The sequence below is a fragment of the Clostridium acetobutylicum ATCC 824 genome, from assembly GCF_000008765.1.
Classification (GTDB): domain Bacteria; phylum Bacillota; class Clostridia; order Clostridiales; family Clostridiaceae; genus Clostridium_S; species Clostridium_S acetobutylicum.
On sequence record NC_003030.1, the window covers coordinates 2569186 to 2589993 of the forward strand.

Below are 20808 nucleotides of genomic sequence, written 5' to 3' on the forward strand. Positions count from 1 at the left end.
AAAATAAAAAAGTAGTGTATAATTAATAAAAGAAGTTAATTAATAATAATTATTGTCGAGGAGGAATTATTATGAAAAAAATCTCAATAATATATTCAAGCCAAAGTGGAAATGTAGAGGTGTTAGCAAATGAGATATACGAAGGAGCAAAAGAAGCTGGTGCAGATGTAACTATAAAATTAGTGCATGAAGCAAGTAAGGAAGATGTACTTTCAGCTGATGCCTTAGCTTTTGGAAGCCCTTCAAAAAATAACAATAATATCGATCAAGAAGATCTTGCACCATTTTTAAAACAATTTGAACTCACTCTTAATGAAAACAAACCAGTTGTCTTATTTGGTTCTTATGGATGGGATAATGGTGAATTCATGGAAAAATTTAAAGATTTAATGAACGATTATAGCTTTAAAGTAATTGGTGATATCGCTGTAAATGAGGCACCTAGTAAGGAAGAACTTAAAAAATCTAGAGAACTTGGAAAACTTTTAGCAAAATAATTTGAGTACATGGATTTGCTATAAAACAAATCCATGTACTCAAAATGTTTTAAAAAATAAATTTTAATAATGTATGCCTTATTAATTTATTGCTATATCCCAAGGAGTTACAATACCCAAAATTTTTTCTTTAACTCTTCCAGTTTCTGTAATGAATACAAGTGAAAGCTTTTTCTTTCCATGAATTCTCTTCTTAAACATATCTTCAATTTCTACAGCTAAAGTTTTTCTAGAAACAAAAGCAAAGAACTCATTTTCATGTTTATGCAAAGGTATAAATTCTTTAAAATCATTAATTTTCGTATCTCTTCTTATTTGAACTCCTTCATTTTCAACCATATATGAAAAAACGGTATTTTTGCTAAAAACTCCAACTATCATACCCAAATTATCCACAACTGGTACATTGGCATAATTATTGTCCTTCATAACCGTCATAACATCTAAAACAGACTCATTTTGAGTTACAACATAAATATTTTTACCCTTTACAGCTATAGTGTCTAAAGCAAGCGGGGGATTTAAAATTTTATCTCTAAGTTCACCATACTTAACAATAATTTTATCATGTGGCTCTGCAATAGGATCTAATTCAGCATTGTATGGATTATGAACTATAGAATTTCTAAGTCTTGCAAATAACATCAATTCATCCTTATATTCCTCAAATACTTTATTTCTTTTAGCCATTTTTTTCACTAAATCTGCGTTACCGGTTCTTTCATTTTCATCAAGTACTTTCCGCATGTACCTATCTATTTCATTATATATCATTATAAATTTTTCGGCATTTGATTTAATACTTTTATCCATTCATCATCCCCCCTACCCTATGATATGATTTCAATCTATTAATTTTGAATAAACGGAGCTTTGCATATTACTATTTTGTCCTTAAAATTTTTATCGTATTCTCTTTTTAATAGCCTTAATCTCTAATTATTCTGAACAGATTTAAATCTTTCTAAAATTTTCTCTACGCTGTCATCATATTTATTAGAATCAATACTACATCTTAACTTATCAAAGAAAGGAATACTATTTTTAATACCTTCCTCTAAATCATATTCTTTCGAAGCATCATCATATCCCCCTTTTATGTTTTCAAATTTTGTTTTATTAAACACATTACTATCTACTAAATAAAAATCCGAATCTACAAAAATACTCTTGCTTCTATTTTTAATTAAATTAGAGTTTTCTATTTCACTCATAAATTCATATACTCTACCAGCCATTTTATTTTTGTCTAGTTCTCTTCCACTATTCACTAGAACATACAATCTAATAGTGAAGTCACCCTTTTGATTTAAAATAGTATCCAAATCAAAGCTTCCGTTTTCACTAGAGTTTTCAAGATCATTTCTTATAACCACATAATACTTAAAATCATTGAAGTTATTTTTCATAATTCCTTTTAGCCTCTCTCTTACTAAAGGAGCAATTAAATAATTATAGTATCCATCACAATATGAATTAGACACTCCTATCAAGTTATGGTTTCTGGTCATTGTAAATGTTTTATAAGGATTATTTTCAACATATAAAACACATTTATCATCTACACCCTTAAGTCCGTGTGTAATCCAATTTTGTCCTTCTGAAACGCTCCTAACCTTAAATTTCATAGAGTATTTATTTTCAACATACTTTTTAAAATCTTTTTGCATTTCATCTTTTGATTCTCTTCTGCAACCGCACAAAAACATTACTACAGCTAAACTCATACAAATGCATATTTTTCTTTTTAATTTATCCAACCTAAAGAACCTCTTTCTAATAATTTGTAAAAACAATCTTGGTTATATCCTTACTATCAGTACCATTTTTACACTTAATGTACACTGCTTTCTTAACTCCTTCGCTCTTTAGAATATCCTTTCTATCCTTAAACCTATATAAATCAGAATTTATGCTCTCATAGCAATTTTTAGGAACAAGAAAAAATTCAAAGGATATATTTATATTTTTATTTGAGAATCTATTTTCAGTAACTCTACTCACAAAATTCTTTATTTCTTCAGATATATTATCCTCATGCAAACTAGCTCCGTAATTAATAAAGCTTTTCACAGTAACCAAAGTTTCATTTTCCTTTTCGAAAAAGTTTTCTATGTCAGGAATTTCTTTATAATCATAATCTGAAACAGATAATAAACCGTCATTTCCATGCGACGCCACAACAGAAAATTTTAAATTACTAAAGTCATTTCCTTCTAGCCCTTCTATTCTCTCCTTTATCTGTGGCTCAATCAATCTATACACATAGCCATCTCTGTATGAATATTTCTCCTTTTTCACATAAAATATTTTATTTAAGTCGTTTTGAGGATACACAGTTAATCCATCAGAGAATATATTATAATCTTTAACCTTTAAATACAAAGAATATTTATACTCTTCATGCTTAACTAACGCATATGATTTATATCTGCTGAATAATAATATAGCTGCTGCGGCTATTAACATTATAATTCCAGTTACTAATATTCTTTTCTTCATTTTTCCTCCATAAATATTATATTTATTTAAATTTAATTCAATATTATCATATTATATTTCAATATTCTACTAAAAAATAATATGTTATTAAATAAAGCAAAAAAATAAGACACCTCATAACTTTGAAGTATCTATGTCTAATTAATATTCATATTATTATTTCGCAAATCTACTCAAATTTTTTATTAAGCATCTCACAAATTTCTCTTAGATTCTCCTTTTGTTCCTTTATTCCAAGAACATTCTTTTTAAGTTCAAACTCAAGCATAAATTCATTATCAAAATACATTTTAATTGTATATCCAAATCCCAAAAGCCAATTAGATGTTGTTGCATATTTTATTTGTTTATAACTAATAGCTATAGATTTTTTAGGCTCCTCTTCTCCATCTAGCCTAATTATAATCAATTTCTTATCTGTAAATCCAATAATATAATTCCTATCATCAGCAGTTATCATGCTGCCTATTTTAGCATTTATAATACCATAACAATAATATAGAACGGAATCACTTTTCTTTAAACATGGTGATAATATTTCTGTAATTGTATCATCATTAATTTTCATAGTTTCCCTCCTAATTCATCTTTTGTCTTTAGACCTCATACTGCTGCCAGCTTTTTAACAATTGCTTACAAAATACCTCAAGCAATTAATATTGTCCACTGGCTTTTCTTATCTTTTCTTTATAGCTATAATCTCTTATAGCCTGCAGCGTGCTTGTCCAACCTTCTGGTGAAATTTCCTGTTCTTTTTTTGTTTTGTTAATGTTATCTAAATGCTTATTTACTATGTTTCCCATAACATATTCGTTCAAGATATCCAATTTCACTTTTTCTTCCATTTGCAAATACAATTCCGCACACATTAACTTACTTATTCTGTTTAATCTTTTATTTCTACTATCCATTTCAACTTTCCTCCGTACGAGCTATTTTTAAAAATCTCATCACCCTTTTATATACCCGAAAGGAGTTATATAGCGTCATCCCATATAATCTAACTATATTTACATTTTTCTTTGCACTAATTTTAACAATAAGCCAGTGAATTTTTCCCTAATACTGGAATTGATGCACATAAAAATAAAGCCTACAATATAATTTAAAGCTTTATTCGCCATACTATGCGCTTTGTCATTAATAGTTTACTACACGATAAACTAAGATCCAGAATATAATTTAAATTTAATCACGATTTAGATAATAAATATGCAATAAGGTATTATTTTCTCACCTTATGTATATAATACTACTTTTTATATTGTTTTTCCACTTTTTTTATTATAATTTAATATATAATTAAAATATTTTTTTAAGTTCTTAACTTAATCCTTTAAAGAAATCTTAAATTTCACGTATTAAAGAGCTCTAAATATATAACTACCTATAAGCTTATATAAAAATATTAAGAGAAGCCATTTGACTTCTCTTAATATTTTTATCTGAATTCCTCAAGAAAATTTTTTATTTTATCAATTTTTATTTCACTATAAACTAGTGGTTTTTCTTTCTTTAAAAATTCTAAATTCTCGCTGAACTCTTTTTTATTCTCGTCCTTGTATAGAATACCTATAGGAATTTTATCTCCCCATTCCATTGCCTTCTCCATTGCTTTTATTTTATTTGAAGGATCATAGTTATTATCTAATTTATAAACTCTATCCATATACCATTTAAAGGTATTAATCTTATTAAAACTTACGCAAGGCTGAAGTATATCCACTAAAGAATATCCTTTATAGTTTATGGCCTGTTTCATTATCTCCTTAAGATGATTTTTATCACCGCTAAATGCTCTTGCAACAAAACCAGCCCCAAGTGTAATAGCTAAAAGTACAGGATTTAAAGGTACATTGTTAGAACCATAAGGTTGAACTTCTGTAACATGCCCAATATCCGTTGTTGGAGAAGCTTGACCTTTAGTAAGACCATAAATTTGATTATCATGAACAAACTCCGTTATATCAACATTCCTTCTTATATTATGAATAAAATGGTTTCCTCCCTCGCCATAGGCATCTCCATCTCCTGTATCAATTATTACTGTTAAATCCTTATTTGCTATTTTAGCACCAACAGCAGGAGGAAGTGCCCTTCCATGGAGTCCACAGAAACCATTAGTATTTATATATTGTGGCGTTTTAGCTGCTTGCCCTATTCCTCCTACAATTAAAACTTGATGGGGATTTAACTTAAGCTCCGTAAGGGATTCTTTTAAAGAAGAAAGTATATTAAAATTCCCGCACCCTTGACACCAAGCAGTTTCCAAAGTACAAATTTCACAATTCTCCATTTTACTCACCCTCCTTTATTCTTCCTACTATATATGAAGCCATAATGGGCCTTCCATCGTATTTTAAAATCTTTTTGTCAACTTCTATTCCAGTACCTTCTCTTATAATATCTGCGAGCTGACCTTGAGCATTTTGTTCAACATCTATTAATGTCTTAGCTTTTGAGGCTTTTTCTCTTAAAAGCTTTTCTGGAAGAGGCCAAACATCTCCAAATATGAGAGCTGCATATTTTTCTTTTCCCTCTTTATTTAAATCATTAACTGCCTCTTTTATTGCTCCTTCTAAAGATCCCCAACCAATAAGAATATTTTCTGCTGCGTCTTCACCAAAATACTCTGGTTCAATTAATTCCTCTTTTAAGTGTTTCATTTTTCTAATTCTCTTATCGTTCATTAATACTCTGGTTTCAGACGATTCTGTTATATGTCCATACTCATCATGCTCATCGCTATCCACTAAAACTGTCTTACCTTCAATATTTCCTGGTATTATTCTAGGTGAAACACCTGTCTTTGTTACTTCATATCTCTTATACTCTCTATTTTCCTTAAAATCTTCATCACTTAAATACCTATTTACTTTAATTTTGTCAAAATCAAATTCTCTAACAGTTCTATTGTTATCTGCAATATATTGATCCCCTAGTATTATTACAGGTATTTGATATTTATCTGCAATATTAAAGGCTCTCATAGTTTGATAGAAAGCATCTTCTGCATTTTTTAATGCTATTACCATCTTAGGAACATCTCCTGGTGATGAAGATATAACAAATTTAAGATCTCCCTGCTCTGTTCTAGTTGGAAGCCCTGTAGTTGGTCCTGGTCTTTGTATTTCTGCAACCACAAGAGGTACCTCAAGCATACTTGAAAGGCCAATAGCTTCAACCATTAGTGCAAAACCTCCTCCTGAAGTACCTGTCATTGCTCTTGTTCCAGTAAACGATGCTCCAATTGCCATATTGATTGCAGCTATTTCATCCTCTGCCTGTTCCACTACAATACCTGCTTCCTTCATTTTGGAAGCCAAATAGTCCATTATACTAGTTGATGGTGTCATAGGATAAGCTGAATAAAATTTACATCCTGCTGCAAGTGCGCCTAAAGCAATTGCCTGATTTGCATTTATTAGAAGCTTATCATCTTTTTCTTTTGGCTTTATATCATACTTAGGTACAACTTTTTTAAAGCCTTCCTCAAAAGCATTAAAATTCTTTTGCGCAATATCCTCTTTAAACCTAACATTAAGAACATCAAAAGCAAAGGCTAAATCCTGATTAAATAATTTCAATAAAGCACCCAAAGCAACACTACCATATACCCTAACATTACCTATTTTATGAGCAATATCTCTTAAAGGTAGAGCATAAACTCTTTTATCTTCATATTTAATAGAATTATCACAAATTACAAATCCATCTTTCTTTAACTCATTTATATGAAGTTCAATGGTACTTAGATCAAGTGCTATTATTCCATCAATTTCCTTTACATGGGTACGTATTTCTTCATTTCCAAATCTAATTTGAAAAAAATTATGTCCTCCTCTTACTCGTGACATGTAATCCTGTGTTGTAAATATCTCAAAACCTTTTTTCTTTAAAATTTTTTGAAGTATAGCTGCTAAAGTTTCCATTCCCTGTCCTGCAGCTCCTCCAATCAAAATATTATAAATCATAATTATCCCTCCTTATATGTGAAAGGTTATTCATTTTTTTCCAAATATTTTTTACATTTCCATAATAGCACTTTATTCTAAAATTATCAATATTAATTATTAAATAATATTTATTATTATTTATCTTTTACTCCACAATATTAAATATATTATAATAATTCATCGAAATTCCATATAAATTAAATCTGCCCACCTTTTCAATTTAATTGCCCTACTGATTTAGAATAAGAAGAATTATAATTGGGATAATATAATATTGAATTATAAAATAAAAATCATAAATTTTAAGGAGTGATATTCGATGGATGAAAAGAGCAAAAAAGTACTAGAGAACTATAAAGATAAGAAACTCAGTGCAGAATTTGGTGAAGAAATATCAGATCTTAGAAGTCAGCTTAGCGCCATGGAATGTACATTAAATCAGCTTAAATCTAGCGGTTCCAGTGTAAGTGGAAGACAAAGCTTTTACGGTACTCAAAGCCAAATGTCTCAACAAGGCCAACAAGGACAACAAGCTCAGCAAAGTCAACAAACCGCAACACAATTAATGTCTCAAATTCAAAACTTTAGACAACAAGCTCAGCAGCAGCAGCAGCAAACTCAACAGCAATTACAAAACTCTGTTAAACAAGCAATGGATGCTTTAAATCAGGTAAATCAACAAATAGTATCTAATGAAGTATTTGGAAAAATGAATCAGATTATCAACCAAGCACAGGAACAATTAAATATAATGGCTATGGGCGAACAACAAAACAAGCAAAATCAAGGTGGTTCTACAAGCTATATGCAAACCAATATGCAGAAAAATATGCAAAGCACTATGCAAAGTGGCAGCATGCAGTAAAAAACAAAGTGGACCTGAGTTTAATCAAGTCCACTTTATTTAACTATTTAAATAGGCTGTAGTATATTCAATATATGTACTACTCTTAACATTATATTCCTTTTAAATTAATGCATATTCTTCATAATTTCATTTATATCTTGGTTATAACTAAGTCCATCTTCTGATCTCAAAGTAAACGAATGATCTACATAGTTTTTAGTTGTATTCTCATTTTTATTTAACCATTCAGAGTCCATCATTGATCTATTATATCTATAAGCAATTGCTTGAGGGTTTGTTTTATTATAATACTGAGATTTTACAAAATAAAATGAAACCTCTATATGCATATGTGTCTTTACTAATTTAGTATCAACTATCTTTTTCATAAATGAATATACTTTTTGAGCTTCAGTATTTTTATCAAAATTATCTCCATGATTCACAACTGCTATAATATTTATAGTTGAATTATTGCCTTGATCCTTAATAAACGCATCATAGTCAATCTTACTTGTATAATCATCTAAGTTTTGATAGTCCTCTGCCGAAACATATGACGCACACTTAATGTTTGAAGAATCATTACCTAATATATTCTTTACTTTTTTATCTACCATAGGTTCTATTAATCTACACGAATAGTCATCCTCATAAGTGATTTTTGTATCAGTTCCTATCTTAACCCTTTCAACTATAAATGGCTTGCTTTTATTATTTGTCGGATGAGTTATTATTTTAGAACGCTCTACTTCTTTTCCATCATTAGAATTATAGTATCCATCAATTACAAATTGCATTCCATATTTTTTCTTTAAATAACTTAAAGCCTTGTCATCCTTAGCTGATGATTTAACACTGCATCCACCTAAAACCGCTGCAACCAATGCTATTAATATGGCACTTAGTATTTTTCCCTTCTTCATTTATTCTCCTCCTATTTTACCAATCAAAGTTTATTTATAATATCTCTTATGTCCTGATTGTAGTTAATTCCATCTTCTGATTCTAGGTTGCAATCATGATCTATATTATACTTAGAGTAGATATTGATATCATTCTTTGAATAATCCTGTCCAAGGGCACTTTTAGAGTCATTGTACGCACATTCTTTTGCATTTGCTTTAGCAAAATTCTTGGAATCTACAAAATAGAAAGAGGCTTCTACTTGCATTGGGCTTTTCACCAACTTATTATCAATTATTTTTTTCATGAATGCATATATTTGCTGTGCTTCTGTATTCTTATTAAAGTCGTCACCATAATTTACAATAACACTTATATTAATTGTTGAAATTTTACCTTGATCCTCCACAAATTTATCATAATCAATTGGGTTTATATAATTCTCTTTTGTGCATTCATAAAGCGATATGTACGAAGCATATTTAAAGTTTGGAAAATCATTTCCTACTGTAGCTTTTATCTTATCATCTACCATGTGAGAATATACTCTAGATGCATAATTATCTTCATATACGCTTTTAGTATCATAATTATATTTTTCTACTAAAAATTTATCCTCTGGATTTCCCTTTGGATGTGCTATCATTTTTAATCTGTCTACTTTTTTACTACTATGGTAATATCCATCTACTACAAATTCCTTTTTATATTTCTTTTTTAAATAGTTTTGAACCTGCTCTTTACTTACCCCTGGTTTAACACATCCACCTAAAACTGCTACAATTGATACTATTAATAAAGCACTTAATATTCTTCTTTTTTTCATTTCTCTTGCTCCTAAATTTATTATTTAATTTTATTTTCAATATCTAGTACATCCTGATTATAATTAATTCCACCTTTAGACTTTAAATCAAGAAAATGTTGTACTCTATACTTAAAATTCACACTTTGAGTATTCTCATGTTCACCCGTCATATAGTCACCAAAATCGTATCTATTTTTTCTTGCATTTATCTTTTTATAGTCTCTTTCATTTAAATAGTAAAACTTAGCTTCTAACTCCATTGGACTTTTTATCAACTTACTGTCAATTACTTTTTTTATAAATGAATAGCTTTCCTCTGCTTCCTTGTGCTTATCAAAGCTTTTTTCATAGTTTACAAAAATCACGATATTCATATGAGCTACTTGTCCTTCTTTTGCTACAAACTCATCATAATCTACTTTATTTGTGTATTTGCCTTTTGTTGGTCCATAGGTTGTAATGTACGAAGCATATTTAAAATTTGGAAATCCTATTCCTACTGAATTTTTTATCTTTTTATCTACTATAGGTTCAATTAATCTAAGGGCATAATCATCTTCATAGGTGTTTACAGTTTTGATAACATCCTTACCATTTTCCTTTACATCCTGAACCTCTTTAACTTTATATACTGTAAATCTCTTTGTTTTGTCTTCTTTTGGATAAAATATAGCTTTTGAATTATCCTTTTTTCCTTCTCCAATATTGTAATAATCTTTAAATACAAACTTTTTCCCATACTTTTTTTCAATGTAATTTAGCATTACATCTCTATTTTTTGTGCTTATATTAGGAGGCTCTTCAACTTTTCCTTTACTGTATCCAATAAGTGATAGCAAAATTAATACTATTGCTAATATACTCTTTCTCATATATTATCTCCTAGTTCCTTAAAAAATTATTTTGACTATCCTTAACGTAATTATCTTTGAATTTTATAATTTAATTAATCACTATAAATTTTCATTTAAATTCAACTTAATTGTATAAAATCAGCTAACTTTAACTAAATAAACTTTATGTGATTAAGAAATATTTTTTTACCACGAAGGATATAATATCACATTTTTAGTTATTTTTCCATCTTTTTTAAACAATTTTTATATAGGATTAAAGTTTTTGCTAAATTTAGAATTAGGATATTTTTTTCAACGTTGTACTTTATAAATCTATAATAATAAAAGAATGTTCAATAAATTTTCTTATCAAACATCCCTTTAATCTATAATTATTTATGCAGCAAATTTTCCCCTAAGTATTTGGCAAATGTTTTGTAGATTTTCGCCCTGTTTTTTTATTCCCATAACACGACGATTTATGTTAAATTTTACTTTTGAACCATCATTAAATTTTAATTTAATTTTCTTTCCAAACACAAAAAACAAATTTGATATTTTTGCACTCTTTATATTTGTATACTCTATAACTTCTGATCCTTTTAACTTTCCAGACATACCCATTCTAGTCATTATTAATTTTTTGTTAGTAAATGTTAATAAATATTGCTTATTAGCCAATCCTGAAAAACTTCCTAAAAGAAACATTTGAAGTCTAGTTGCTGTTACAATGCCGTAACAATAATATGAAGCTAAATCATCTTCGTCCATAAATGGTGTAACTATTTCTTTTACTTTTTCATCATTAAATTTCATAATAAATCCTCCAAACCTTGCTAAATTCCATTTAACATATTATCATAATTTAATTAAAAAATCTCTTATAAACTTTTAAAAAATTTTCTTTTTTAAGATTATGATGTAATATAAGGTTTGAATTTGGCCAAAAACTTTTTAAATTTCTCTTAAATCTTTCCACTTTAGGTTCTAAACGGGTAGACCGGTAAACCCTTCAATCAAAGCTTATATGTCTTTACTATAGGATTTTTTTGCATAAAATTAAGCAAGTATTTTTCACACCTGCCTACCTATCTACTTATAATAATATTTTGTATTTCTCTAAGCTGCGTTTTTAAAGAAGCTATAATATCAGCCTCTTTTTCTTTCTTTGTACCGGCATACTCTAAGGTAACCACGTAAGGCTTTGAATATGTTAAAACCCATCTAAGAAGATCATAATCCTCTTTTTCCATAGAACTATGCGTATCCATAGGAAATCCTTCTTCATCATATCCTGAACCATTAACATGAATTTCTCTAACACGTTCAAGTGGAAGTCCATTTAGATATTCGTGAACATCTATTTTATGATATTTCGAAGTTATTTTGGCATGAGTTAAATCAAGTAAAAAATCAACATTATTATCTAAAAATAATTTTGTAAGTTTTTTAGGCTGAAAATATGGATAACAATCAAATACGGTATGTTCTATTGGGGAATCTGGAACATTTTCTAGCAAAAGAGGAACTTCTATATTTTTCTTGAAAGTCTGAATTTGCTTACACATATATTCATATATATTCTCATCTCTCATTCCTTCGTACATATCCGAATTTTTTATTTCAAGATGTATTCCAAAATGAGGAGAACTGCACCTTTTAATAATAGAATTTGCACGATCAAAATCAACTAAGTTAATATCCTTCATACCTGTGCGTTCAAATTTTCCCAGCCCATGTATAAGAATTGGTTTCATTGAGCGCATAGTAGAAAATTCATTTTCAAAATCTCCATACGCACCTGCTTTAATATAATCTATCTTAACCTCATCTTTTTCTAGAAGAAATTTCAAAGCCTTTGACCAATTACATCCAATATACATAACTATATCTCCCTTTTTCAATAATATATACTTTTTCCTTTTATATTATGGTAAACTATAAATTATTATAGCATATAGTGGAGGTAATCCTATGATTTTTAATAGCCTGGTACCTGAGTTATCTGTAACTAACATAGTCATATCAAAAAGCTTTTATGTTGATATACTCTCCTTTAAAGTCCAATATGAAAGAGAAGAAGATAGTTTTGCCTTCATTTCACTTAATGGTGCTCAACTAATGCTTGATGAAGGTGCTAATGGAAGCTGGAGTACAGCTTTGACTACTTATCCTTTCGGAAGAGGAATTAACCTTCAATTTTTTGTAGAAGATGTAGAAAAAATTATAACTTCTTTAAATAAACACAATATAAAGCTATTTAAAGATCCATTTATTAGCAATTACAGAATAGGTCCTGAAAATCATACTTTCAAGGAAGTTTTAGTTCAAGATCCTGATGGATATCTCTTAAGATTCTCACAAAAAATTTAAAATAAATTAAATACTATCTTATTATTTTAAATTTCATTGAACTATAAACTTTTGCCTTTGCCCAATTTTGTACATTTCATTTTAAGCTGGAAGGCTTGCTATTTCTTTAAGATTTAATTTAAGCTTCTTACAGAGGTTATTATAAACATATCCACTCTCTAAATTAAGTTACTCCACTATTATTGAATACACAATACTTTTTAAAGCTTCTTTATCAAAGACTCTAGCGTAATTTAAAACTATAGAAGCTTCCCCTTTTTTAATTGCCTTTAAAATCCATACTGCTTTCCCTGGAGTTCCTACCGATCCTGTTCTAGATGGCAAATAAAAGTTCTTATCAATTCTATATACTTTGGAATTATCTAAAGTTAACCTCCATACATACCCAGTTGATGAATTTGCATTCAATATAATCCAAGTTTTTTCTCCAAGCTTAACTCTATTAATGCCGTTTGTAATGAGTAATGTTCCATACCCTTCATTATTTGTCACATTTTTGCCTCCTTATATTTAGTAATAAATTTTACGAAAACCTCTAACACTATCTTTAAATCCAACCCTCTCATAAAATTTATGTGCACCTTCTCTAAATCCAGAGGATACAAGAATTGCATACGAACAGTTTTTTCTATTTGCAAATTCATCAAGAGCTTTCATCAACTTTCTTCCAACTCCTTTTCCTCTAATTTCCTCTTTTACAATTACGTCCTCAATCACCAAAAATGGGAACATTAATCCTTTGCAGCATATTCCAAGTACTGATCCTATGATTTCTTCTTCTTTTTTTGCTGCTAACAAGAGATAATTTTCGTCCTTTAACATCTCATTATATACTTCAAGTGATTTTTTGTGAGAACTTTCAAATGGGGCAAGTGTATTATAAAGCTTTAAAAGTTGTGGAATATCTTCTATCCTTAATTTTTCTATGACCAAAGTTAAAACCTCCTTTCCACCTTAATAATTTATCAACTAGAGTGAAATCATTTATTTCCGAAAGCAATACATATATTATACTTCAATTGAAAATTTTTACAAAACAATTCATATAAAAAATGTTGATATTATATATTAAACGGATTAATAACATACAATATCAACATTTTAGTTTATTCTTATTTGTAATCAGTAATTCCTAATCTATTCCCAAAAGTATCTTCAAATTCCAAAGCCGTCCCTGTATTTATTTTAAAGGGATCTGATAAAAAGCTTACTCCTCTCTTCTTAAGTATTTCATATGTATCCTTAACATCTTCAACACCTAGAAAAAAGTTATCATAATCCTTCATTTTAAAGCTCCCTCCAAGCAGGAAGCTTAGACATCATTTCCCTAGCGATATTTTCTGCAGCTTTAACATCAAATCCTTGAGTTCTAACTATAAATTCAGTCATTCCCTTAAGTTTTTCATTATAATTTTGCATTGTTCCATCTTCTCTAGCACAGTATTTACAGTAATCTTTACTTTCATCACCTACTGCAAAATCTCCTTTGTTATTCATTGGCATGCCACAAGCTATACAAGTTTTCATAATTTATCCCCTTTCATTCATTGACTAATTACTCATTGACTATATGCTCATTATAATTTTAATATTTTCCTTTGTCAATAAAAACGAGTGTATTTTAAAATTAATTGATAATCCAATAACAAAAATAATAGAAACTATAAAAATTTCTATATGTAAATTAAAACAGCCCTTAGTTAATTAGCTATGGGCTGTAAATTTCAATATACTATTTTTTTATTAACTCTATAAAATTATCTACTAATTGATTTTTATATCTATCTATAACAGATTCTCCTGGTGCAAATAATTCTCTATTTAATAAATAATAATTTACAAGTCCTATCCAAGTATTAAAAATAAAGCTTATAGGCAGCCTTTTATCTTTCCCTCATCTATTTCTTTTTCAGCTACTTCAGTTAAATGCTTTGAAAGTGCAGATTGAATAGACACAAAAACACTTATTGAATCCTTTGGCAGAAGATTCATCTCACTCACAAGCCTTATATAAAATTCTTCAAATTCTTTTATTCCTTCAAGGTGAGCACTTAAAACTTCTCTCATAGTTACAGCCTTCTCTGAAACACTATGCGTATGCATAATTATTTTACTACAGAACACCTGGATTACCTCTCTTAAAAGCTCCTCCTGTGTTTTAAAATGAGCAAAAATTGTGCCGTGAGACACACCTGCAGCTTTTGCTATATCTGAGGTTGTAGTTTTTACAATTCCTTTGTTTTTAAATTTCTCATACGCAGCCTCTATTATCTTTTTTCTAGTTTCTTGTTTTTGAATTTGTCTCTGTGATACCTTCATTTCACCGTCTCCATACTCACTGATTTTATGCTCATTATATTTTATAGATATATATATGTCAATAATCCATTCTTCACACTATATAGAACTCAGATTTCATTTAATAAGTGCTATAATATATATATCTTTTATCGGGGGGTATACTTTCTTATGATTTTCAAGGAATTTGGTAATAAAAATATGCCTACTATAGTTTTTCTTCATGGTGGAGGCCTTTCCTTCTGGTCCTTTAAAGAAGAACTATCTGCATTAAAAAATAGCTATAGAATTGTTACACCTATTATTGATGGTCACGGAGAAGACTATAATAACACTTTTATAAGTATAAGTAACTCTGCTAAACATGTTATCAACTATATTCAAGAGAGCTGTAATGGACATGTCTTTTGTATTTGTGGTCTTTCTCTCGGTGCTCAGATTCTTGTTGAAGTATTATCTTTAAAGCATAATATTTCAGAATATGCTGTTATAGAAAGTGCATTAGTTTATCCTATAAAATTATCACTTAATTTAATGGTTGCAATGAACAGCCTAGCCTATGGACTTATAAAAAAGAAGTGGTTTGCAAAGCTTCAGGCTAAAACCTTAAATGTACCTCAAGAATTATTTGAAACCTACTATAAAGAAAGTTCAAAGATGACAAAAGAAACATTAATAAATATTACAAAAAGCAATGGATCTTATCCAATGCCTAATTCTATATGTAACACAACGGCAAGTACACTTATATTAGTAGGAGAAAGGGAACTATCTATAATGAAAAAGTCTGCTAAACTTCTCAATGAAACCATAGATAACAGCATATTAAACATTATACCAAAAGCTAAGCATGGCGAAATAAGTTTAGCTTATCCAAAACAGTATTTAGACTTATTGAATAAGCTTTTTAATAGCAAAAAGTAAGGTATACTTGACACAAAAAAATACATATGCTATATTGTGTGTAAGATATAGAGGTGATGATTTATGAAAAACAGATTAAAAGAACTTAGAGAAGCCTTTGGCTTAACTCAAGAACAGCTTGGAAATCTTATAGGTGTATCTAGACAAGCCATTAACTCCATAGAAACAGAAAAGTGTGAACCTTCTATATGGCTAGCTTATGATATTTCTAAGGTTTTTCATAAATCTATAGAATATATTTTTCTTTTTGAAGAAAGTGAAAAAAAATCAAGAGCTAAACAAATCAGAGGTGTTATATAAATGGCGTTGAGACAAATTAGACTTTCAGAGGATGAAATATTAAGAAAAAAGAGCAGACCTGTTGAGGTAGTTGATGATAAGATAAGACAAATTTTAGATGACATGCTGGATACCCTTCAAAACACAGAAAACGGTGCTGCCATAGCTGCTCCACAGGTAGGAATATTAAAACAACTAGTTGTAATAGCTACAGGAGAAGATATCATAAAGCTTGTTAATCCTAAAATAGTAAAAAAAGAAGGAGAACAAGAAGTTGTAGAGGGCTGCTTAAGTATTCCAAATGTATATGGAAAACTTAAAAGACCTAAAAAAGTAACAGTTGAGGCTTTAAACGAAAATGGTGAAAAAATCACTTTAACAGGAGAGGGTTTTCTAGCAAAATGTTTTTGTCATGAGATAGATCATTTAGATGGAATTCTTTTTACAGACTTAGTAACTGAATATATAAAATAATCCCCAAGGACCGCATAATTCAATCAAATTATGCGGTTTTTCTATATATGTTTTATTTAATTAATAGTAGTGCTATAATTATTATATAAATTTCCTTTATTTTCAACACTTAATACATACCTGAAAAATAAACATTAATTCCAAGGGGGAATAACCATGTTTAAGGAAATGAGACGAAAAGAAAGAGAGCTTAGTTTTAAGGAAACTGAAAAAATACTAAAAAGCTGTGAATATGGTGTTTTATCTACCATAGGTGAAAATGGGTATCCCTATGGTGTACCAATAAGCTACGTATATTTAAATGGCTTTATTTATTTTCACAGTGCCACAGAAGGACATAAACTAGAAAATATAGAAAATAACCCCAAGCTATGCTTTTCTATTGTTGGAAAAACCTCTGTACTGCCTGATAAGTTTACTACAAACTATGAAAGTGTAGTTGTATTTGGAACTGCCGAAGAAGTCTTTAATGAAGAGAAAAACGAGGTTCTTTTGGAGATATTAAAAAAATACTCCTCTTCTTACATAGAAAAAGGCAAAGTATACATTAATACATCAAGCATAAAAACTAGAGTTATAAAAATAAACATAGATTACATTTCAGGTAAATCGAGAAAATAGCATAAAAGTGGTATTTAATATGCCACTTTTATAGTTTCTTTTTTTCTTTTTTTAGACTTCTTAATCGGAAGCTCCTCGTAAGTTTCATATACAAGCTTTGCTAAATACTCTCTATCCTCTAAATCTTCAATTAAAAAAGAAGGTCTTGCGCCATTATAAGCAGGTGCCTCTACTACTTCTTTAAGTAATTCTCTTCCAATCTTTGTTACCTTCAAAAAAAACTGATTATCACATACTAATCCTATTATCTTTCCATTACAGTATACTCCATAATCTCCAAACATCTTTCTATAGGTTATTTTACCTGCACCACTTATTTGTTCACTAACGTACTCCATAAATTCCTCACTTGAAGCCATTTTTCTCACACCTTTCTAAATGTATAAAAACTTAAGAATTATTATCCAAAACACCAAGCTTAATTAAATTCCTGCAATTATTCAAAAGATCTCCTGGTGTTACAAAATATGCTTCATCCTTTATCATTGCACCAATTGATTTAGAAACGAGTCCCCTGTCACTATTTTCTATTAATTTATCTGCCCTACTATTATTAAAGAAATAGTTTAAAACACTGCAGAATTCATGTACTGTCAATACAAATTCCTCCAAGTAACTCCTCCTTGTTATAAATCCAAAGCATTTATCTTTTTTAAACTCCCTATAAATCTCTTTTATAATAACCTCTCTATCTAGCTTTTCAAAATGATTTTTACTATTTATTTCACTTATGTCCTTAGTCAATTTATTTTCTAAAGCAGTACTATTTTCATTTATATATTTCTGAACCTGCTCAAGTAAAGTTGTTTTCTGAAGCTTATTATCAATAATTAACTTGTACTCTTCTCCCGCATTTTCATAACAGTTAAAAATAAATTGTGAACATACCATAGGGTGATTATCATGATACACTCCCTTGTCTAGTAATCTTATTATATTACTAATTATAATCTTCATCATTGGTATCAAAGTTCTTTGAAGATTTTCACCTATTATAGCCCTCTTAAAAAGCATAAATACTGCCCCAAATATTAATCCTGGTTCTGAATATGGAACTTTATCTATAATATACTTTTCAGCTTCATTTACAACCTTGGTCATATCTTTATTATAAGAATTTAATCTCATTACAGTAATTTTCCTATTTCCTACTCTACTTCTTATATTATTAACTTGAGCATTTGGTGCTATTTCCTCTGCAATTTTGCTATTATCATAGTAGGATAAAGCTGAATGTGTTACCGGCGCATTTGTGATTAAAGATATTAGTCTTGATTCTAAGCTACTATAAAGCGGTGAAAATAATAATATATCGCCTTTTTTCAAATCACTTATTTTTATATTTTTCATTTAATCTTCTCTCCCATATAAGGCTACATACTATTATATTCTTCTAAATCCTAAAAAACTATATATAAAATTATTATAAAAAAGAACCCATATAAATAAATACTTCTATAAGTATCTACGTTATAGGTTCATCTCAGCATCACTTACTACTCTAAAGCTGACTTAAGTTTAGAGCATTTTTTCAAACTAACAACTAAAAATATCAGGTAGAGAATAAAAAATATAATTCCAATTATGAGCATAGAATTGTCTACAGTCATACTTGCAGAACTATCACTTGCTGCTGTTCTAGCTGAATTTTGCAAAAATGTAATTAGATTATTAAGAGCATGAAGAAAAATAGATGGTATTAAGGATTTATATTTATAAGAAAGCATAGCAAGACCTAACGCCAAAAAGAAAATTATAGGATTAAGTGTAAGATGAAGTACAAAAAAAATTAATGAAGATAGAAAAATACCTGCAATTAATCCATATTTACTGTACAGTCTTCTAAAAAGTATTCCTCTGAATATAAACTCTTCTGCTACTGGCGCTGCAATAACTGTTCCTAGAAATGATATAACTACGAAAAAACCGCTTGATAATATTGTTGGTCTTGACTCAACATTTGATTGTACACCTTTTAATATGTGCGGGTCCAAGGTAGCTATTACATAAAACATTATTAGGATAGCTCCCATAGCACCTAAATAAGTTATAATCCACGTAAATGGTACCTCTACTATAAAACTCTTTTTAGGAAACTTGCCAAAAAAATCACTTATTTTTATTTTATTTACCTTTATAAAAATCAAAGCCATAAGAAACCAAATAACTGTAACTACTAGAGCATACAGCTCATTAACATCATCTGTTAAACTAATATTAAAAAGCACGTTAATAAATGCAAGTAATATACCACTTACAATTGTAACGGCTGTCATTGCTATAAATAAATATCTAGTTTTTATATCTTTAAAAAGTTTAAAATCCAAGCTAATCCCTCCTAAAATTTTTTCTTATGTAGAATAAAAATCTTTATTAATTGGACATAAAAGCATTTTCTATTTTATCATTACTTCTTGCTTTTTTCAAAGCAATTTAAATATTACTGTATGAACGATAATTACTTTTTCCATTTTGTTCTACAAGCCTGAATTTTATGATTTCAACTAATCTCTAAGAGCAGTTCCTAAAATTTCATAAGAAAGTTTATCTAAATAGATAGTAATTGGTCCTAGTATTTTTTCATTATTAGTTTTAAATGTTACTATATAAACAGCTCTTCCTTTTAAACCCTCTTTATTATTTTTCACCACCTTAGCAACACTTGGATTGAACTTTCCCTCAGTAACCTCAGCATTCTTCCAATCAACAATTTCTCCTCCTCTATCCCATTCATATGCTTTAAGCCTTGCAATATCATAAGAAGAGGTTGGTTTGTAATTTTTAATTTCTAAACCTTTACTCTTTTTATTATGTAAAAGATTAAAATTATCTCTACCAAATTCTGCTCTTTCATTTACTCTATTAAAATTCCACCCGACTATAATACAAATAATCATAGAAAACAATACTATTGCTAATGCCTTTCTCAACATAAACTTCACCTCCTTCAATTTACTCCTTCCATTCTCTTTTTAGAATTGAATAAATAAGCTGATCATATTTATCTTCCTTAATAAAATAGCGCTCTCTAATTCTGCCATCTAAGTTAAAATCATACTTTTCTAAAAGTTTTATAGACGCATAATTATTTGAAGCTGTAGTAGCATAAATTTTATTTAAGTTAAGAGATTTTTCACTAAATGCCTTATTCAAAAATTTATCAAGCATAATACTCCCAAGTCCCCTTTTTCTATTAACTTCCGGCAAGTAGTATCCAATTTCAGCACTACGATTTCTTGTGTTAAAATCAAATAAACTAATCTTTCCTAAGGGTTCATTACTATTCTCTTCTATTAAAACATATGTTATTTTCTTTCCTTGTTCAGTACTTTTTAAGATTTTATCTCTATATTCATCAAATGACTTATACTGTTTTACTGGGCGACAAGTATAATATTCAAGGTGCTTTTCACTTCTATTCCAATCAAATAATCTTTTTATATGCTCCTCCTTAAGCAAATATAGTTCAATTGAGTTAAACATAAAT

General features: G+C 28.9%; 29 protein-coding genes. 7 read left to right on the forward strand and 22 right to left on the reverse strand.

What is annotated here, in order from left to right; genetic code table 11:
- The first annotated feature begins 71 nt into the window (after nt 1–71).
- Nucleotides 72–497: a flavodoxin gene (locus tag CA_RS12575; protein ID WP_010965747.1), complete on the forward strand. Its 426-nt coding sequence runs from the start codon at nt 72–74 to the stop codon at nt 495–497.
- Between the two features lie 81 nt (nt 498–578).
- Here the strand turns inward: CA_RS12575 and CA_RS12580 are convergent, their stop codons facing one another.
- The 7 genes from CA_RS12580 to CA_RS12610 form a co-directional block, all read right to left on the reverse strand.
- Nucleotides 579–1310, reverse strand: a complete 732-nt coding sequence (locus CA_RS12580; protein ID WP_010965748.1) for a CBS domain-containing protein — start codon at nt 1308–1310, stop codon at nt 579–581.
- A gap of 122 nt (nt 1311–1432) precedes the next feature.
- Nucleotides 1433–2257: a hypothetical protein gene (locus tag CA_RS12585; RefSeq protein ID WP_010965749.1), complete on the reverse strand. Its 825-nt coding sequence runs from the start codon at nt 2255–2257 to the stop codon at nt 1433–1435.
- 16 nt (nt 2258–2273) lie between these two features.
- Nucleotides 2274–2999: a hypothetical protein gene (locus CA_RS12590; protein ID WP_010965750.1), complete on the reverse strand. Its 726-nt coding sequence runs from the start codon at nt 2997–2999 to the stop codon at nt 2274–2276.
- Nucleotides 3000–3168: 169 nt separating this feature from the next.
- Nucleotides 3169–3567, reverse strand: a complete 399-nt coding sequence (locus tag CA_RS12595) for a PH domain-containing protein (RefSeq protein WP_010965751.1) — start codon at nt 3565–3567, stop codon at nt 3169–3171.
- 85 nt (nt 3568–3652) lie between these two features.
- Nucleotides 3653–3910: a hypothetical protein gene (locus tag CA_RS12600; RefSeq protein ID WP_010965752.1), complete on the reverse strand. Its 258-nt coding sequence runs from the start codon at nt 3908–3910 to the stop codon at nt 3653–3655.
- A 530-nt stretch (nt 3911–4440) separates the two neighbouring features.
- Complete coding sequence (locus CA_RS12605; protein WP_010965753.1) at nt 4441–5295, reverse strand: 2-oxoacid:ferredoxin oxidoreductase subunit beta; 855 nt, start codon at nt 5293–5295, stop codon at nt 4441–4443.
- A 1-nt stretch (nt 5296) separates the two neighbouring features.
- Nucleotides 5297–6973 carry a 2-oxoacid:acceptor oxidoreductase subunit alpha gene (locus CA_RS12610; protein WP_010965754.1) on the reverse strand — a complete coding sequence of 559 codons (1677 nt, stop codon included), beginning with the start codon at nt 6971–6973 and terminating at the stop codon, nt 5297–5299.
- A 301-nt stretch (nt 6974–7274) separates the two neighbouring features.
- Here CA_RS12610 and CA_RS12615 point away from each other — a divergent pair, with 301 nt between their 5' ends.
- Nucleotides 7275–7820, forward strand: a complete 546-nt coding sequence (locus CA_RS12615) for a hypothetical protein (protein WP_010965755.1) — start codon at nt 7275–7277, stop codon at nt 7818–7820.
- Nucleotides 7821–7927: 107 nt separating this feature from the next.
- Here CA_RS12615 and CA_RS12620 read toward each other — a convergent pair whose 3' ends face one another.
- The 5 genes from CA_RS12620 to CA_RS12640 form a co-directional block, all read right to left on the reverse strand.
- Nucleotides 7928–8728 (reverse strand): hypothetical protein, encoded by an 801-nt coding sequence (locus tag CA_RS12620; protein WP_010965756.1) that lies wholly within the window; start codon nt 8726–8728, stop codon nt 7928–7930.
- 23 nt (nt 8729–8751) lie between these two features.
- Complete coding sequence (locus CA_RS12625) at nt 8752–9534, reverse strand: hypothetical protein (protein WP_010965757.1); 783 nt, start codon at nt 9532–9534, stop codon at nt 8752–8754.
- A gap of 20 nt (nt 9535–9554) precedes the next feature.
- Complete coding sequence (locus tag CA_RS12630) at nt 9555–10388, reverse strand: hypothetical protein (RefSeq protein ID WP_010965758.1); 834 nt, start codon at nt 10386–10388, stop codon at nt 9555–9557.
- A gap of 360 nt (nt 10389–10748) precedes the next feature.
- Nucleotides 10749–11168: a PH domain-containing protein gene (locus CA_RS12635; RefSeq protein ID WP_010965759.1), complete on the reverse strand. Its 420-nt coding sequence runs from the start codon at nt 11166–11168 to the stop codon at nt 10749–10751.
- 272 nt (nt 11169–11440) lie between these two features.
- Nucleotides 11441–12235 carry a multinuclear nonheme iron-dependent oxidase gene (locus CA_RS12640; RefSeq protein ID WP_010965760.1) on the reverse strand — a complete coding sequence of 265 codons (795 nt, stop codon included), beginning with the start codon at nt 12233–12235 and terminating at the stop codon, nt 11441–11443.
- Nucleotides 12236–12326: 91 nt separating this feature from the next.
- Between CA_RS12640 and CA_RS12645 the strand changes: the two genes are divergently transcribed.
- Complete coding sequence (locus tag CA_RS12645; RefSeq protein WP_010965761.1) at nt 12327–12725, forward strand: bleomycin resistance protein; 399 nt, start codon at nt 12327–12329, stop codon at nt 12723–12725.
- A 168-nt stretch (nt 12726–12893) separates the two neighbouring features.
- On the opposite strand, the gene CA_RS12650 is transcribed toward CA_RS12645, so the two are convergent.
- From CA_RS12650 to CA_RS12670, 5 genes are all read right to left on the reverse strand, one after another.
- Complete coding sequence (locus tag CA_RS12650; RefSeq protein ID WP_010965762.1) at nt 12894–13217, reverse strand: protease inhibitor I42 family protein; 324 nt, start codon at nt 13215–13217, stop codon at nt 12894–12896.
- Between the two features lie 18 nt (nt 13218–13235).
- Nucleotides 13236–13658 (reverse strand): GNAT family N-acetyltransferase, encoded by a 423-nt coding sequence (locus CA_RS12655; protein ID WP_010965763.1) that lies wholly within the window; start codon nt 13656–13658, stop codon nt 13236–13238.
- 179 nt (nt 13659–13837) lie between these two features.
- Nucleotides 13838–14011, reverse strand: coding sequence for a VOC family protein (locus CA_RS12660; RefSeq protein ID WP_010965764.1), 174 nt, complete (start codon nt 14009–14011; stop codon nt 13838–13840).
- A 1-nt stretch (nt 14012) separates the two neighbouring features.
- Nucleotides 14013–14252, reverse strand: coding sequence for a zinc ribbon domain-containing protein (locus tag CA_RS12665; protein ID WP_010965765.1), 240 nt, complete (start codon nt 14250–14252; stop codon nt 14013–14015).
- Nucleotides 14253–14594: 342 nt separating this feature from the next.
- Complete coding sequence (locus CA_RS12670) at nt 14595–15044, reverse strand: TetR/AcrR family transcriptional regulator (RefSeq protein WP_010965766.1); 450 nt, start codon at nt 15042–15044, stop codon at nt 14595–14597.
- 150 nt (nt 15045–15194) lie between these two features.
- Here CA_RS12670 and CA_RS12675 point away from each other — a divergent pair, with 150 nt between their 5' ends.
- The 4 genes from CA_RS12675 to CA_RS12690 all read left to right on the forward strand — a co-directional run bounded on the left by CA_RS12675 (nt 15195) and on the right by CA_RS12690 (nt 17321).
- Nucleotides 15195–15947 carry an alpha/beta fold hydrolase gene (locus CA_RS12675; protein ID WP_010965767.1) on the forward strand — a complete coding sequence of 251 codons (753 nt, stop codon included), beginning with the start codon at nt 15195–15197 and terminating at the stop codon, nt 15945–15947.
- Nucleotides 15948–16010: 63 nt separating this feature from the next.
- Nucleotides 16011–16247: a helix-turn-helix transcriptional regulator gene (locus CA_RS12680; RefSeq protein WP_010965768.1), complete on the forward strand. Its 237-nt coding sequence runs from the start codon at nt 16011–16013 to the stop codon at nt 16245–16247.
- Nucleotides 16248–16700 (forward strand): peptide deformylase, encoded by a 453-nt coding sequence (gene def, locus CA_RS12685; protein ID WP_010965769.1) that lies wholly within the window; start codon nt 16248–16250, stop codon nt 16698–16700. It abuts the gene before it with no gap.
- A gap of 156 nt (nt 16701–16856) precedes the next feature.
- Entirely contained in the window at nt 16857–17321 is a 465-nt protein-coding gene (locus CA_RS12690) for a pyridoxamine 5'-phosphate oxidase family protein (protein WP_010965770.1), read from the forward strand.
- Between the two features lie 14 nt (nt 17322–17335).
- On the opposite strand, the gene CA_RS12695 is transcribed toward CA_RS12690, so the two are convergent.
- From CA_RS12695 to CA_RS12715, 5 genes are all read right to left on the reverse strand, one after another.
- Nucleotides 17336–17680 carry a TfoX/Sxy family protein gene (locus CA_RS12695; RefSeq protein WP_010965771.1) on the reverse strand — a complete coding sequence of 115 codons (345 nt, stop codon included), beginning with the start codon at nt 17678–17680 and terminating at the stop codon, nt 17336–17338.
- A gap of 31 nt (nt 17681–17711) precedes the next feature.
- A complete protein-coding gene (locus CA_RS12700) occupies nt 17712–18671 on the reverse strand; it encodes a hypothetical protein (RefSeq protein ID WP_010965772.1) in 960 nt (319 codons plus the stop codon).
- 146 nt (nt 18672–18817) lie between these two features.
- Nucleotides 18818–19648, reverse strand: coding sequence for a CPBP family intramembrane glutamic endopeptidase (locus CA_RS12705; protein ID WP_010965773.1), 831 nt, complete (start codon nt 19646–19648; stop codon nt 18818–18820).
- Nucleotides 19649–19825: 177 nt separating this feature from the next.
- Complete coding sequence (locus tag CA_RS12710; RefSeq protein ID WP_014518987.1) at nt 19826–20254, reverse strand: hypothetical protein; 429 nt, start codon at nt 20252–20254, stop codon at nt 19826–19828.
- A gap of 19 nt (nt 20255–20273) precedes the next feature.
- Nucleotides 20274–20804 carry a GNAT family N-acetyltransferase gene (locus CA_RS12715; RefSeq protein ID WP_010965775.1) on the reverse strand — a complete coding sequence of 177 codons (531 nt, stop codon included), beginning with the start codon at nt 20802–20804 and terminating at the stop codon, nt 20274–20276.
- Nucleotides 20805–20808 lie beyond the last annotated feature (4 nt).